General features: G+C 31.2%; 11 protein-coding genes and 1 tRNA gene. 8 read left to right on the forward strand and 4 right to left on the reverse strand.

Going from position 1 to position 15,239, the window contains the following annotated elements; genetic code table 11:
• Window positions 1-111 precede the first annotated feature (111 nt).
• The 6 genes from AB671_RS04930 to AB671_RS04955 all read left to right on the forward strand — a co-directional run bounded on the left by AB671_RS04930 (window position 112) and on the right by AB671_RS04955 (window position 6,933).
• Window positions 112-3,075, forward strand: coding sequence for a tetratricopeptide repeat protein (locus AB671_RS04930; protein ID WP_066677346.1), 2,964 nt, complete (start codon window positions 112-114; stop codon window positions 3,073-3,075).
• 10 nt (window positions 3,076-3,085) lie between these two features.
• Window positions 3,086-3,571 (forward strand): hypothetical protein, encoded by a 486-nt coding sequence (locus AB671_RS04935; RefSeq protein WP_157444130.1) that lies wholly within the window; start codon window positions 3,086-3,088, stop codon window positions 3,569-3,571.
• A gap of 30 nt (window positions 3,572-3,601) precedes the next feature.
• Window positions 3,602-5,371, forward strand: a complete 1,770-nt coding sequence (locus tag AB671_RS04940) for a TonB-dependent receptor (protein ID WP_066677352.1) — start codon at window positions 3,602-3,604, stop codon at window positions 5,369-5,371.
• Between the two features lie 78 nt (window positions 5,372-5,449).
• Window positions 5,450-5,523 (forward strand) — tRNA-Arg (locus AB671_RS04945).
• Window positions 5,524-5,948: 425 nt separating this feature from the next.
• On the forward strand, window positions 5,949-6,230 hold the full coding sequence (locus tag AB671_RS04950; protein ID WP_066677354.1) for a hypothetical protein: 282 nt from the start codon (window positions 5,949-5,951) through the stop codon (window positions 6,228-6,230).
• Window positions 6,231-6,249: 19 nt separating this feature from the next.
• The gene (locus AB671_RS04955) at window positions 6,250-6,933 is read left to right on the forward strand and encodes a hypothetical protein (RefSeq protein ID WP_066677355.1); all 684 of its coding nucleotides are present in this window, start codon (window positions 6,250-6,252) and stop codon (window positions 6,931-6,933) included.
• An 839-nt stretch (window positions 6,934-7,772) separates the two neighbouring features.
• Here AB671_RS04955 and AB671_RS04960 read toward each other — a convergent pair.
• The 3 genes from AB671_RS04960 to AB671_RS04970 form a co-directional block, all read right to left on the reverse strand.
• Window positions 7,773-8,156, reverse strand: coding sequence for a hypothetical protein (locus AB671_RS04960; protein WP_066677357.1), 384 nt, complete (start codon window positions 8,154-8,156; stop codon window positions 7,773-7,775).
• A 22-nt stretch (window positions 8,157-8,178) separates the two neighbouring features.
• Complete coding sequence (locus AB671_RS04965; RefSeq protein WP_066677362.1) at window positions 8,179-8,406, reverse strand: hypothetical protein; 228 nt, start codon at window positions 8,404-8,406, stop codon at window positions 8,179-8,181.
• A 390-nt stretch (window positions 8,407-8,796) separates the two neighbouring features.
• Window positions 8,797-10,854 (reverse strand): T9SS type A sorting domain-containing protein, encoded by a 2,058-nt coding sequence (locus tag AB671_RS04970; protein WP_066677363.1) that lies wholly within the window; start codon window positions 10,852-10,854, stop codon window positions 8,797-8,799.
• Window positions 10,855-11,227: 373 nt separating this feature from the next.
• Here AB671_RS04970 and AB671_RS04975 point away from each other — a divergent pair, with 373 nt between their 5' ends.
• On the forward strand, window positions 11,228-12,184 hold the full coding sequence (locus tag AB671_RS04975; RefSeq protein WP_066677364.1) for a pentapeptide repeat-containing protein: 957 nt from the start codon (window positions 11,228-11,230) through the stop codon (window positions 12,182-12,184).
• Window positions 12,185-12,626: 442 nt separating this feature from the next.
• Window positions 12,627-13,382 (forward strand): response regulator transcription factor, encoded by a 756-nt coding sequence (locus AB671_RS04980; protein WP_066677365.1) that lies wholly within the window; start codon window positions 12,627-12,629, stop codon window positions 13,380-13,382.
• A 63-nt stretch (window positions 13,383-13,445) separates the two neighbouring features.
• On the opposite strand, the gene AB671_RS04985 is transcribed toward AB671_RS04980, so the two are convergent.
• Window positions 13,446-15,239, reverse strand: a 1,794-nt coding sequence (locus tag AB671_RS04985; protein WP_228390915.1) for a tetratricopeptide repeat protein, incomplete at its 5' end; no start/stop codon positions are given.

Consider the following 15,239-nt stretch of genomic DNA (forward strand, 5'->3'; position numbering starts at 1 on the left):
TTATACAATATCTTTTCGATATTTTCGTTGACAATTCAGGGATAAAACCTTCTGAAAATTAAAATATTTGGTCTTATTTTTGAAGGCCTATCCATTTTAAATTTGATATTAATGAAATCAAAAAAAATACTTTTAGCGGCTGCTGTTTTCTATTTTGGAGTTTCCGAAGCACAACAGTCTCAATACTTTACCCAAAAGGAAAACTATAGGTTTAACTTAGCTCAGAATCTTTATCAAACAAAAATATACAACGCTTCTCAATACGAATATGCACGCCAGTATTTCTATAATCAGAATCTGGAGCAGTCGAAAAAAGAAGCTGCGCAGTTTTTTGATAATGTAATTGGTGTTATTCTTCAGAAAAATCATGCGGAAGACGGTTTGACGGCTTTTATGAAAGAATACCCGAATTCTGCCTATTTTGCACAGGCAAACTTACCTTTGGCTGATTATTATTTAGCTAAAAAAGATTTTAAGGAAGCTTTAAAAACTTTAAAGAAGGTTAATCAATATCAATTAACCAAAGAAGAAAATACACAGTATATTCTGAAATTGGGGTATGCTAAATTTATGATGGGCGATTCTAAAGGTGCTATTGATGCACTTGAAGAAGCTTACAAAACTGCTGATGAATCTCAAAAAGGCGATATCGCCTATATGTTGGGACATTTGTATTATTCTAAAAGACAGAATGATCAGGCATTTCAGTATTTTGATTCGGTAAAAGATCAGCCTAAATATTCAAAATTGGTGCGTCCGTATTATGTGCAGATGTATTATAATGATAAAGATTACGACAAAGCAATTTCGGAAGGAAATGCGTTGTTGAATGAAAGTATTTCAAATTCTTACAAAGCAGAGGTTCACAAGATTATTGGTGAATCTTATTTCATGAAGAACGATTACAATTCGGCGTATCCACATTTGAAGGATTATTTGGCGGTACAGTCGAATCCTTCTGAGAATGATTTGTATGAAATGGGATTTGTAGCAGCGCAGCTTAAAAAATATGACGAAGCGGTTTCTTACTACAATCAGTTGTTAAACAGCAATTCGGCTTTGGCTCAGAATGCTTATTATCAATTAGGAAATGCTTATTTGGCGGTTGAGAAAAAGCAAGAAGCACTTTCTGCATTCCGTTCGTCTTATCAAATGGATTACGATAAAAGTGTGAAAAAACTGGCGCATGAGCAGTATGCAAAACTGAGCTACGATATCGGTAATCCTTTTGAAAGCCCTACAACGGTTATCCAAGATTACATTACCATTAATAATAATGATGCGAAAACATCAGAAATGAGATCACTTTTAGTGAAATCTTATCTGTATTCCGGAAACTTTAAAGAAACGCTGAATGCGATTGACAAATTACCAAACTCAACTTCTGAGATTAATAAAGTAGACCAGGAAGTTTCTTATCTTTTGGGAACGGAAGAGTTTAACAAAGGTAATTTCGATGAAGCTGAAAAATATTTCCTCAGAAGTTTAGAATTTGATTTAAACAAAGAATTCCACAGCAGGGCTTTATATTGGTTGGGGCAGGTATATTATCAGAAGGGTAATTATCCTTCAGCAATTGTTCGTTACGAAAAACTAACCAACGAAATATTCCCTGAAAAACAACAGCTTTCTTACGATTTAGGGTATGCTTATTTTAAATCTAAAAAATTCGATCAGGCAGAGCAATATTTTACACAATATCTTAAAAATCCAAAATCTGAGTTTAAAAATGATGCAGAACTTCGTTTAGCAGATATTAATTACGCCAACAACGATTTGGATCGTGCGATTGCGATTTACGATAAAAACGAAGACGCAACAGACTATACCTTATATCAAAAAGCCTTGGCTTTAGGATTTAAAGATGAGCAAGCTGCGAAAATCACCAACTTAAAATCTTTAATTTCTAAATATCCTGCTTCAGAATATATCGATGATGCACAATACGAAATAGGAGCAGCTTATGCCGCTCAAAATGATTTTACCAATTCTAATGATTTCTTCGGAAAAGTTATAAAATCTTCTTCAGATAAAGATTTGGTAGCCAATGCATCGATTTACAGAGCGCAAAATTATATCGAACAAAATCAAAATGATAAAGCGTTGTCTGAGTTAAGATCTTTGGGTGAACAGTATAGAAATACAGCTTATGCACAGAAAATTGTTCAGGCTGCAAAACCGATTTTTACTAAAAATGGGGATGTTTCAGGTTACGCAGATTTCGCAAGAAATATAGGCGTAAATATTGATGCTTCTGAAATTGATGAAATCAATTTATCGACTGGAAAACAGTATTTTACAAGGAAAGATTACAAAAATGCAATCTCTTATTACGAGAAATATTTAACTCAAAATCCTACAGGAGAAGGTCTTTATCAGGCTAAATACGAGTTGGGAGAAAGTTATTACCAGACCAATAATCCTACAAAATCATTATTAGTTCTTCAGGAAGTTGCGAATGTTCAGAACGATTATCAGGATGATGCGCAAACGCGAGTTGCACAGATTTACATCGCACAAGGAAATTCTGCCGAAGCTAAAAAGTATTTAGAAAATATTAAAAATTCATCCAATGTCAACGTTAAAAATTATGCTAATGTTGAGTTGATGAAAATGTATGCTGAAGAAAAGAATTTCTCAGAAGCTGAAAAATTAGCCAACGCTGTAATTGCCAACAATAAAAACTCTGCTGCTGTAATTGAAACAGCAAAAGTCATTAAGGCACGAAGCTTAATGAATTCAGGGAAAGATAAAGACGCACAAACTGCTTATATGGTTCTTGAAAAATCATCCAACACTGAAGTTGCTGCAGAAGCTTTCTATGCAAAAGCATTTTATCAAAACAAAGCGAAAGCTTATAAATCTTCTAACGAAACAATCTTTAAAATTGCCAACAATTACGCATCAGAAGATTATTGGGGAGCAAAAGCATTGGTTTTGATGGCGAAAAATTATATAGGTCTGAAAGATAATTATCAGGCGAGTTATACTTGCGACCAGATTATCTCAAACTATGCAGATTTCCCTGAAATTGTTGCAGAAGCGAAGGAAGTTAAAAAACAGATTAAAAAGTAAGTTGAAATAAATGAAACTTAAAGTTTTAACATATTCTTTTTTATTATCCGGACTGCTTTGCAGCTGTATTCCTTCGTACAATGTGGCAAAAGAATATAGAAATGTAAAAGCTGATTTTTCTAAGCAAAATGTATTTGTTGCGAATAAGGATTTAAAGACTGAATTTGAAATTTTAAAGAATTCAAATATTTATAATATTGTTGAAGACAGTACAAATACTGCTATATTAAAGCTATATCCCATTCATTCGTATAGTCCGCCATGTGGAAATCCAATGATTGGAAGTATGTTGACCGTAGGGCTTCTTCCGTCTTATTTTCCATATACAGAAACATATAGTTATGATATTACTGAAAACAATACAGCCAAAAATTATCAATACAAATTAGAAGTTTATCAAAGCCTTTGGCTGTTTAATATATTCAGACTGGGTAAAACTTATAAAAAGCAAACAGGGAAGGTTTTATTGGGCAATTATATCGCTTCAAATAAATAAGTTCTCATCTATTTTTCAAATAAAGAAAATATGAACAAGAAAATTCAAATACTATCTATATTATTTTTGGGAATCTCGTCTGTGGCGTTTTCCCAGATCAGAGAAGAAAAGCTGATTCTTAACAAGAAAAGAGAACCGGAAGTAAAGAAAATCGAGAAGAAGAAAACTTCTGTAGCCATAGAGAAAAATTATCCGCCTGAAGAAAAGTCGGCAAATCCTGTGAAATATACGATTACGGATGTTCCTGCAGTTTCAGATTTTAAAACTTCTACCATTCAAGGTGAAGATGTAACTCCAAAGTTTGACGGAACGGCTCAAAATAACTATTTCCAAATTGGAATGGGGAATTACGGGAAGATTTTAGCCGATGCTAATATTTCTACAACGCTAGAAAATAAGCTGGAAGTCGGTGCAGATGTTCATGTTTTATCGACAAATGGACTGAAAAAAGTGTATCCTTGGGATTCTAAGCAAAGTTCGGCAGCTTTAGGAGCTTTCTTAAATTCTTACGGTGAAAAAGGAAAAATCAATGTAAATGCTGAATATGGTTTAAATAACTATAATTATTATGGAATTTATGCTGTAAATCCTTCAGCAGATATCGATTTACAACAAAAAGTAAATCAGTTTAAAGTAAATGGTTATTATGATTTTTATTCTAATGAAATTTTAAATGATGTAAGAGTAAAATCATCATTTTTGAGCGATCATTTTGATGCAAAAGAAAATCAGGCTTCCATCTTGGCAAATCTTTCAAAGCATGCTGTAAATCTTTCGGATAACGGAATTGTAATGAATGCTGACTTAGGATTAGGCTTAGAAACGGTAAAAACAGATTTTGCGTTATTAAACAAAAATTCTTCAACGTTTTTCAATGCAGATATTGCTCCGAAAGTAACCTTTGCTAAAGGTGAATCTTATTTAATGTTGGGTTCTTCATTTAATTTTTTAAATGCAAGAAATTCTAATTTGATTTTAGCAGAAGAATTAAAAAATAACAAAACGTATTGGTTTCCACAGGCTGAATTTCAGGTGGCTGCTTCTAAAGAATTTAAATTCTATGGTGGAGTAGATGGTGGTTTAAAACTAAATACTTACGCTGAATTATTACAGGAAAATCCGTTTTTGGTTTCAGATCAAATGTTGAGACCTACAGAAACGCAATACCATTTTTATGCAGGTTTAAGAGGTGATATCGACGAAACTTTTAAATACGATGTTTCTGCAGGGTTCGGAAAAATGAAAAACATTATGTTCTTCGGAGCCAATAGTCTTTTTACCAACGAATTTACTTTAGACAGACCAGGTTACGATTTTGCTAATACTTTCTCTACAATTTATGATGATGGAAATGTAAGTGACATTAAAGGTAGCTTGCAATATTTCCCGTTAGAAAACCTAATTGTAGATGCTGATGTAAGATTTTTAAAGTATGATTTAAAAAATTATGAAAATATTTATAACGTTCCTTTGGTTACGGGAAGTATCGGTGCAAAATATACGATGTTGGAGAAAAAATTGTCTTTAGGCTTCAAAGGAATTTTTGCAACAGACAGAACGACAAATTCGTATATGCTTGAAGGCGTGGGAAGTCCGTCTATGATATTCCAGTCAACTGAAGATACCAATGATAAAGTTGGTGGTTATGCAGATTTAAACTTGTCTGCAGAGTATAAAATTCACAAAAATTTCAGTATTTTCGCACTCGGAAACAATCTTCTAAGCTCAAAATACCAAACGTACAAAGGCTACAAAGTTCTTGGTGCGCAGGTTGTAGGAGGTGTGAAGATTACGTTTTAAAATAATAATTGGTAAATGATAATTGATGAATGATTACAATATCACTTATAAATTATCATTTATCAATGATATAAAATCGGCTTCGTAGTTCAACTGGATAGAATATCGGATTTCGGCTCCGAGGGTTGGGGGTTCGAACCCCTCCGAAGTCACAAACGCCCAAATGGCTCTAATTTAATCCAAATTGAGCCATTTTTTTTGTTTTTGATTCCAGAATAATCCAGATTAATCTTTTTTAGTAAATTTAGGTTCGAAATAAAAACTAATAATTTTTAGTAATGATACCTCTTACAAATTACTAAGGTTTTCTTGGAACATTAAAATATATTGTTGCCGATGATAAAATGATACTGAAAATGATCACAGATGAAGATGGACCCACTGTTATAATGAATGAAAGTTTAAATGCTTTGGGGGCTTTTTGAGCAAGATGATCCCAATGTTATTAAAATAGATTCTGGCGTAGTAAATACGGTTTCAAAAAATAAAGGAGATCAAAAAATATATTGATTATTTAGCAGAAATTATAATTCATGAAGGTGGTCATTGGGCAGACTATCAAATGGACAATGTTTCCATGGAAGCTAACCCACTTTTTAAGATGAGTCTTAAATCAAAAGGTGCGATACCTGATGCAGGAGATAATTGGGAAATTATTTATTTTGGAACAGATACTCAATTTTCTGCTTCTGATCGTGATATAATTACTGAAAAGTTTGATGGATTTAGGAGGAATAATGCTGCAAAAGATTTTAGGCAACAACGTGAAATCATGGACTTGAAATCAAAAAAAATGCCATCTATTTTAGATAATTATAAAAAACCAAAAGATAATTTGCGAGTAAGACCATGTTATTAACCCAAAATCCCTAAACAATATGAATTTTAAAACTAAAATAGTTATGATTTTATTATCCTCTTTATTAATTACTAATTGTAAGGAGGAAATGAAAAAATGTGTAAGCCAATCTACCGATACTAATGTAAAACTATATAATGATTTAACAGATCAGTTGATACCTTATTTTTTTAGAGAAGATTATTTAGGTGAAAAAAAATATTTTGATAGTTTAAGAGTTCACGATGATGATTTATATATCGAAGAGAAGACAAAAGCGCACAACGAAATTTTTAATCATCCTGAAAAATTTCGCAATTTGTATATAGATTCTACTAAAAGTAAAAATACATATTTCGGGACAGATAATACCGAGGTTTATTTAAGACGCATAATCAGAACGAAGGATTCTTTTAAAGACTTTTCTAATAGTCCAGATATTAAAAATTTAAGCATACGAAGTTCTATAAAAGCAAATCAATTTAATTTGTGTACCGCAAAAGTCCTAGATCTGGCAGAGTATGATAAACATACAAATGAATGTGAGATAGGTGTTGTCTATTTTTCAGAGATTGTATTCGATACTTCAAAAAAAAGAGCATTAGTTTTTGTTGACCATCGTATAAAAAAAGATTATTACGGTAGAAATGCTGTATTTAAACTAAGATTGAATAATGATAATTATTGGGAAATAGAAGATGTTATGTTAGTGTCAACTTCCTAATTTCCGGCTCTTTTCTTTTTTCTCATGAAATTTAGAAGAAGAACAACACAAAAGCCAACTTTTTAGGAGTTGGCTTTTTATATATCATTGTATTTTTGGTCGTCTTGCGAAGTGTTGAAAACCGCTTTAATAAAGATGATTTTCAAGTTTTCATCTATGGTATAGAAAACAATATAGGGAAATTTTTTCATTGGTTTTCCTCGGAACTCTTGAAAGAAAAATCTAAAATACCTAGTTTTTAAGATGTCTTTGAAAGTTTTTTTGTAATGATTAATAAAAAGCTTTACTACTTTTGGAGAAATCCCGATGTCTCAGATTTGCAATCCGTGACAACGCACAACAATACCCACACAATTTAAGTAGGTAAAGTCTGTAGCGATACGTTTTTTTACAGATTATTATTTTGATATGTTCAAAAAATTAATATATCGCCTATAATAGCTCTCAGAATATTATTATACACAGTGTTTCATGCTGTCCAATGATATGGTAGTAAAAAAAAATTGTCACAATAGTAGTTAATTATTCCGGAATCAGAGTTTTGGCTCGCAGTGGGGAAAATGATAAACAAGTTTATGATGATATTGTAAAGGCTGTGTTATCGATTTTGTAAAAAATATTCTAAATATCTAAAATTACAAGGTTTTTAAAATAAAAATCATAATCTATAAGATGTGTAGTGACGCAAGCTTATTCAAATCTTCTACAAAAGTGTTCGAAAAATGTACCTCTGCGGTCACAAGGCGTAAACCTAATATCATAAAGGGTTTACGCCTTTTTATTTTGTGAAAAAACTATTAATCATCAAGATAGGGTGTAATTTATTTATAAAATTTAAATTAGGTCAGTAGTCCTAAATTACCATTACTTACGAAGTTTTTCCAAGCTTTCACTATTTCTTTAAAATCAGCTGTAGGTAAGTTATAGGCTGGTGTAGTATTGGGGTTTGTATCATATGCTTCTGCATCATGATATAATCTTGTTAGAGAAAAACCTATTCTTATCATCTGTAGACCTTGTGTTGTATATAAAATATCTTCTGATTGAATAGGGTTAGATACTCTAAGATAGATTACTTCTAATAAGGCATCGCAATCAATTACATTTCCAAATTCAAAAAAAATAGCATTTAAACTTGGACTAATTGAGTTTAAAAATTTAAAATCAGTATTATGTATTTTTTTAACTCCAAAACTTATTTTATAATCTGTTAAAATACTCATTATTTATTATTTTTATTATTTGTTAAATTACAGGCCAACTTGTTTTCAAAATATTTATATAATCCTGATAGATACCATTTTGTCCATCAATAATGCAAATCACAGCTGTTCTACCATCACTAATCACACCTATATATTGGTTTCCTGGATTTGTTGGGCTAGTACTTTGAGCACAAACTTTCGTAGTATAAGCAAGTGCTAAATTATCTAAAATTTCTTTCTTTGTCCAATCTTGTCTAAATAATGTCATTAATGTTAGCTTTTACATTACTTATATACATTTGACAATTATCACTATAATCTTCTAAAATTGTTTTAGCAACTCCACTAGTTAATTTTAAAAATGTACTAACAGTAGATAATCATCTCATTATCAGTATGGTTTTTGTTGTTGATATTACCGCGCCCATAGCCAATTTTATAGCTAATCTACCTAATGATGACAGATGATACAAATGCCTTAATTTGGTAATATTTCCAATACCTGTAAAAGTAAGAGCTACTTCAAGTGCTATTTCGCTTGCTGTTATTAGATCTTGATTGTCTCCGTAATCGTCTAGGTGGATTAAATATCTTTCTTAAAAAAAACTCGTTTCACAATTGCGAAACGAGTTTAAAATAGGATGGATTAGTAAAAAAACTATTTTTTAATGACTTTTGAAGACTGCTTAGTGCCGTCTTTCATATCTAAAATAAAAATATAAACGCCGGTAGGTAAATCGTCTAATTGTAAAGAAGATTTTGGAGCGTTGATCGTTTTAATTAATTTTCCTGAATGATCTAAGATCTGTAATGAGTTGATTAATGAAGGATTATCAAAATTAAGAATGTTTGAGAAAGGATTTGGATATAATGATAATTTTTCAGCCAATTTTGTTTCGGCTGTACTTAAGCAAGCACTATCTACTGTAGCAGTAACTTGAGTTCTTTCAGATTCACAATTGCTTGAGATATTGAGGTTGTAGAAATAATAATAATATCCAGAAGTTGTGGTTCCTAAACTGCAAACATCCCCCAAAACATATGGAAACGAAAATGCTGACGCTGTACTTTCTCTGATAAAGCCGCTAACCGTAGTTGATTTTGCACTTATTAATAGTTTATATCCAGAACCTGCTGGTATACTATAGTTTAGAGGAAGTGTATTTAATGTTGCTGCTGTAGCTTGATAAGCAACATTTACAGTGAAAGTATTAGTATGTAAAATTGTCCCCGTTGAATTAACCAAGTTAACAGTTACTGTTCCTGTGCCGGCATTGGCTGCAGTAGTGGTGTAAGGATATATATCGACTGTATTAATGGTAAGACTTTTATAGGCATCTATTGTCAATCCAATTCCGACTCCCGTATTACCAGAGGTTGATATAGGAGTAGGCAACCCTACATTACCAATATTTGGTTTCGATGTAGAAACCCAGTAATTGGTCGTTGAAGTCAATGGCGGTGTTGAATAAGAGTTTCCTGTTGCTACTAGATTTCCTCCTGCTAATGTATCGTACCAATTAAGGGTACCGCCAGTCTCAACACTTGCATTTAATACGGCGCTGTTACCAGGACAAACAGTTGATCCTGTAGTTCCCAATAAAAGTGAGGGTTGACATTTAGTTACTAACATCAGAGGCTTTGTAGACCAACTACTTACTGCCCCAGTTCCACAATTGGATCTAACCCATACATAGTATAAAGTAGAAGGGGCTAATGAATTAATTGTTGCTATATTTCCTGAAATAGTAGCTGAGGAAGGAGGCGTTGAGCTAGTTGGCGCTGTACTTACTGTACTATAATAAACCTCATAATTACTAGGTGATGGTACGGGTGCTGACCAATTAGCGGTTATTGAATTTGATGTGGAGTCTCCGGTTGTTAAAACGGGAGCAAAGCACGATGGCGGTGACCAAGTATACGTTAATCCAGCTGGTGGCATTCCTGAAGCTGCAGTAGAGGATGTACTGTAATATTGCGTGCTGGTATTTGCTGTTCCGGGTGTAGAATTTATAAATGAATTGGTAGATAAATTTAATCGATTATGATAGTCTATATCTGAAGCTCCACGCAATCCAATCTGAGCAGTGGAAGCTACAGTGGTACTTCCTACCAAAAATGAACCCGAATTGTATTTTGTAGTAATCGTATTAGATGTTTCGCGAAGGCGTATTTGAAAAGAAAATGCGTAAACACTGGTTGTACTGGTTGAATAGCTCGGTTTGAAATTTGTCCATTGAATTACAAACTCTCTATTGGGAGAAACACCTACGGTTTCATATCTAATATCCCCCGTGGTATTATTGATGGCAGACATCGAGTTGAGAGATCTTCCCCAAGCCGAGACAGCTCCTTTCCAATTCATATCTCCACTAATAGGCGTATTTCCTGTAGGGTCATCTGTTCCTCCGAAAGTAATATACCCATTAGATGAAATTTTTATATTATTAAAATTTTCACCGTTAAAATTAAACGAAAACGGCATAGAAGCAGAGTAAGATACATTATATAAACTTGCAGCACCCGAATTGGCAGTAGCCGTTCCTAAGACTGTACCACCACCAATTGCATCATAAGTCGCTAATGATTGATTAAAAGAATAGGCATTTACCTGAGCATTCAAACTTATTGGGCTGGCTGTAAATGCCAAGAGACCTAATGCAAAGGTTGGAAGATTTTTTTTCTTGAAAAGTTTAAAATTGTAGATTATTTTCATGTATATAATTTTTTGTGAATATATATCAGTGAAAATAGATTTCGACTATACTTTAGTATAGATTATTGGGGATTTGATTATCTATTTTTTATTTTAAAGTTTGCTTTAAAACTTTTGAGGATACCTATTGAGTTTTGATAAATAAACTATTCTTAAGTATAGCGTTATTAGAAAATAGTTGAAATATTTTTGAGCGTTTGATTTTATATTTTCATAAAGCTATTTTTAAGACTAAAGATAGGAGACCAGAAAGGCTGTAATTGCTAATTATTTAATAGATAAATCTTCTTCTAATACAGGTTATTCATCCCACAACATTGTCGAGCCAAAGAAAATTATATACTTCAACGACCTAAATTTAATACAGAAGTAAATGGTTGATATTATTGATTGGAAATATAAAGAAGAGCTTGGAAATAGGCTTTCGGTCATCCGTAAAAAGAATAAAATGAATCAAATTCATCTTGCTGATTTCTTAGCTGTGCCCATTTCTAAAATTAGCAAGTGGGAATGTGGACAAAATATTCCTTCTTTAGACATTATTTTGAAAATATCCGAATTTTATAAGATTGAGCCCTATTACTTTTTAGGAAATATTGGTATGGATGTATACAAAGAGGCAACTAAAACGCCATGCAGAAGAGGGCGAAAGCTAAGTTATATAATCAAAGCTTGGAAATCTAATGATAATGTACAATCAATCAGCCTAGACGATTATTTACTTCAGAATCGTCATCTGCCAAACCATATTATTTCAAAGCAAAAATATTTTAGAGAAAATCTTTCTGGAACTGACTTCTCGGGAGTCGATTTAACCGGAATTGTTTTTAGAAATAATAAAATGAATGAAGTAAACTTTGAAAAAGCCAATCTTACTGATTCAATGTTATATTTTAATGACCTTAATGGTGTGAAATTTAAAAACACAGAACTTGTACGAACTCAAATAAAGAGTTCAGAAATGCATCATCTTTCTTTTATCGATACACGTTTGGCTGATGTCATTATTTCAACTAAAAAACTGACGACATCCATTTTTAGGAATTGTACTTTTGAGAATGTTATATTCAAATCAGGCGATGTGAGTGGAATCTCTTTTGATGGGCAAAGTTTTAATAATGTTAAGTTTGAAGGAACAATATTCTCAAATACTACCTTTAGAGGAGCTACCTTGAAAAATGTAACATTTCTATCGAGTTTTGCTATTAAAAAGAAATATTATAAAACCATTAAAACAGTCTGTTTCAAAGGAGCAAAAATGGATAAAAAGACATATTTATCTTTAAAAAGTGTTGCCGCCAATCTTGAGGAGGTAATGATCATTGATTGATCCTCAATTTTTTTATAATGAATTTCAAAAGAAAATATCCTTTGTATAATAATGGCCGTTTTCTTTTAATAACGGATATCACGAACTTGTAAAAAGTTTTTTACTTCCTATTTTTGATTTATCTCTTTAGATTTTCAAACGCATAGCAAAAAATACATTTCAAAAGAACAATGAAATAATACCAAGAGCAAAATTTTGTTCATAAAATGATTTATTTTAGGTTAAATTATATACTTTTCATGTTGAAAAGGGTTAATTTTGAGGCGTGAAAAAGAGCGGGAATTATTGCGATTTTGAAAGTTGCTTACGTCACTTTTCACATGTAATTATTTTATTATCAGCATATAATTAGCAACATCGTGGTAAAAATAATTTAATAATTATTTAATATTGCTATACTTTTGTATAGTTTTGAATTCAACAATAATTGTACATAAAAAAAATGAATCACCACGTTGATTTAGTTTCTAATATCGAAAAATCAGGCCCTATTTTTGCTCAAGAGAATATTTCTAAACAGTTTCTAGAAATAATGAAAGGTATCGCTAGAACAAGTTTCACCTGCGTCTTTATATTAGATATTGAAAATGAAAAAATAAATTTTTTATCAGAAAACCCTTTTTTGCATGCAGGCCTCAATTCTAATGAAATTGAAGAGCTTGGTTATAATTATTATAGAAAGTATATTCGAAAAGAAGATTTGGGAGTCTTTAAGGCGGTAAATACTTCGGGTTTTAAGTTTTTTGAATGTTTAACAGTTGAAGAAAAAAAAACATATACGATAACTTTTGACTTTCATATTAAAAACTGTAACCATTGTGATTTGCTGGTTAACCATGCGCTAACGCCCGTTGAGTTTGACGAGAATGGAAATATCATTAAGCTGGTTTGTGCAGTATCTTACTCTCACAATAGAACTGCAGGAAATATTTGTGTCTCATCTGCTCTTTCTGATATCGATTGGAAATACAATATTCTTACCGGAAAATGGTCAGGAGAACCTAAAATCATACTTAAAGGTCGGGAGATGGATATCATTAGATTATGTTTACAAGGATTAAACATAGAAGAAATAGCAGATCGTTTATGTGTCTCACCTAATACCGTAAAATTTCATAGAAGTAAGCTTTTCGAGAAAATTGGAGTAAATAATATATCGGAAGCAATATCTTACGTAAAGTCGCATAAACTAATTTAATAACACTGCCATTCCTGATTTTTCTAAATGCAAAATAGTGAGATTTTGGATCAATATCTTATTTTAAATGGTATTCAAAAAATCATTTAAATTCTCTTCTTTACTTAATCCTATTTTTGATTTTATCTTAGCTTTATAAACCCTGATACTTCCAACAGTAAATCTTTCAAGAAGAGAGATCTCTTTGCCGGATAGATTCAACTTAAAATAAACACAGAGCTTCAATTCCTGAGGGGTGAGAATAGGAAATCTTTCAGAAAGTTTTTCCATGAATAATTTATTTTCCAAAGAACTTTCATTAATAAGCTCATTATTTTTTTTATCAAGTTGTATTAAGTTATTTATCTTAAACTGTAGATCTCTTATAACTTCTTCAGGTTCAATGTTTTTTGTTTTCTTTATCTTTTTTAAATTTTCCAGAAATGCTTTTTTAGTTTCTGTTCTCAAATTAAGGTTGAGGTGAAGGTTTTTTACTTTTTCTTTTTGCAATTGAAGATCTTTCTCAAGAATTTCTTTTGATGTCTCAAGTATTATTTTCTCTTTTTCTAGAAGCTCATCTTTCTTCTTTTTTCTCAATCTTAAAATGATTATAAAACTAATAAATACAGCTATTACAAAGGCTAAGAAAAAAAACAGCAATATATTTTTTTTCTTTTCATCCTCTTTATCTTTATTAATTTCTTTAATGATATAGCTGTCGATGGCATCCACCGTTTTACTGAGTTCTTTTTGAGATAAAATGTCTTGTTCCTCGTTTAATGCCGCCAATTTCATCGAAATACCTTTAAAATCCTTGAAATTATCATTTCTTAAATAATAATCTTTAATCAGTTTAGTCAAAAGGATTTTATCATCTACAATTTTTAACTTAGGTTCAATTACTTTGAGAGATTCAATAATTTGAGCTTCATCAGTTCTTTTGCCGGTAATATCATAAATACTTAAAATATCTCTGGCTGCTAAAAGCGCCATTCTGTTATTTCCGTTTTTACATGAGAATTTCCATTTTTCCAGAAATAATTTTTCAGCAATTTCATATTTTTTTAATTCCAAATAATATTGAGCCAGGCCTCCTTTCATATAATATATAAAAACCTTTTGCTCATTATTTATTTTCTTTTGCTGCGTTAATATTTGTATTCCTTTATTTGTTTCTTTAATAGCCAAATCCAATTTCCCCATTTTAGCATTACACATTCCAAAATTATTATACATGGATGCTATGTAAAGCAGATCTTTCTTTTTATCATAAATATTAAATGCTTTCTTAAAGAAAATAATTGCATTTGGATAATCTTCCTTGTTATATAGAAGCCTCCCTTTAAAATGGTATAAATGAGGGAGATAATATTTATTGCCTAACTTTTCATTTGATTTTATAGCCTCATTAATATGACTCATTGACCATTCGGGAGAACTAATTTCAAATTGAGTTGCAAGATTATAGTTACAGGCAATATCTACATACTTATACTTACCGTTATTAAGTTTTAAAAGCTCATAAACAAGCGGAACTTGTTCATTTTTTATTTCAGAATAGTAAAGTACATTTACGTATTTGCTGCTTACCAGATAAAGTTGTTTTTTATCTTGATTATATTTTTGTAATTCCTCATTATAAAATCTTTTAATAATAACATCACGATTTTCTTTTCGAGAAGATAGAGATTTGCTTATTTTCTTATTTAATGTATCAAAATAATCATCATCTCTTGAAGAATTACAAGAAGTAAATAAAAAAATAAAGGTTAAAAAATAGAGTAAAAATTTAATATGTATATCCGTAATCATCCATAATTTCGTATATTTGTTTGTTATATAATAAGTTAGATGGATATATTTAGTTTTACGGCTGAT

It is taken from the genome of Chryseobacterium sp. BGARF1 (assembly GCF_001677955.1).
GTDB lineage: Bacteria > Bacteroidota > Bacteroidia > Flavobacteriales > Weeksellaceae > Chryseobacterium.

Coding starts and splice junctions, on each gene's coding strand:
- AB671_RS04980 (WP_066677365.1), top strand. CDS start 12,627: ATGAATCACCACGTTGATTTAGTTTCTAATATCGAAAAATCAGGCCCT.
- AB671_RS04935 (WP_157444130.1), top strand. CDS start 3,086: ATGAAACTTAAAGTTTTAACATATTCTTTTTTATTATCCGGACTGCTT.
- AB671_RS04940 (WP_066677352.1), top strand. CDS start 3,602: ATGAACAAGAAAATTCAAATACTATCTATATTATTTTTGGGAATCTCG.
- AB671_RS04930 (WP_066677346.1), top strand. CDS start 112: ATGAAATCAAAAAAAATACTTTTAGCGGCTGCTGTTTTCTATTTTGGA.
- AB671_RS04960 (WP_066677357.1), bottom strand. CDS start 8,156: ATGAGTATTTTAACAGATTATAAAATAAGTTTTGGAGTTAAAAAAATA.
- AB671_RS04955 (WP_066677355.1), top strand. CDS start 6,250: ATGAATTTTAAAACTAAAATAGTTATGATTTTATTATCCTCTTTATTA.
- AB671_RS04950 (WP_066677354.1), top strand. CDS start 5,949: ATGGAAGCTAACCCACTTTTTAAGATGAGTCTTAAATCAAAAGGTGCG.
- AB671_RS04975 (WP_066677364.1), top strand. CDS start 11,228: ATGGTTGATATTATTGATTGGAAATATAAAGAAGAGCTTGGAAATAGG.
- AB671_RS04970 (WP_066677363.1), bottom strand. CDS start 10,854: ATGAAAATAATCTACAATTTTAAACTTTTCAAGAAAAAAAATCTTCCA.
- AB671_RS04965 (WP_066677362.1), bottom strand. CDS start 8,406: ATGACATTATTTAGACAAGATTGGACAAAGAAAGAAATTTTAGATAAT.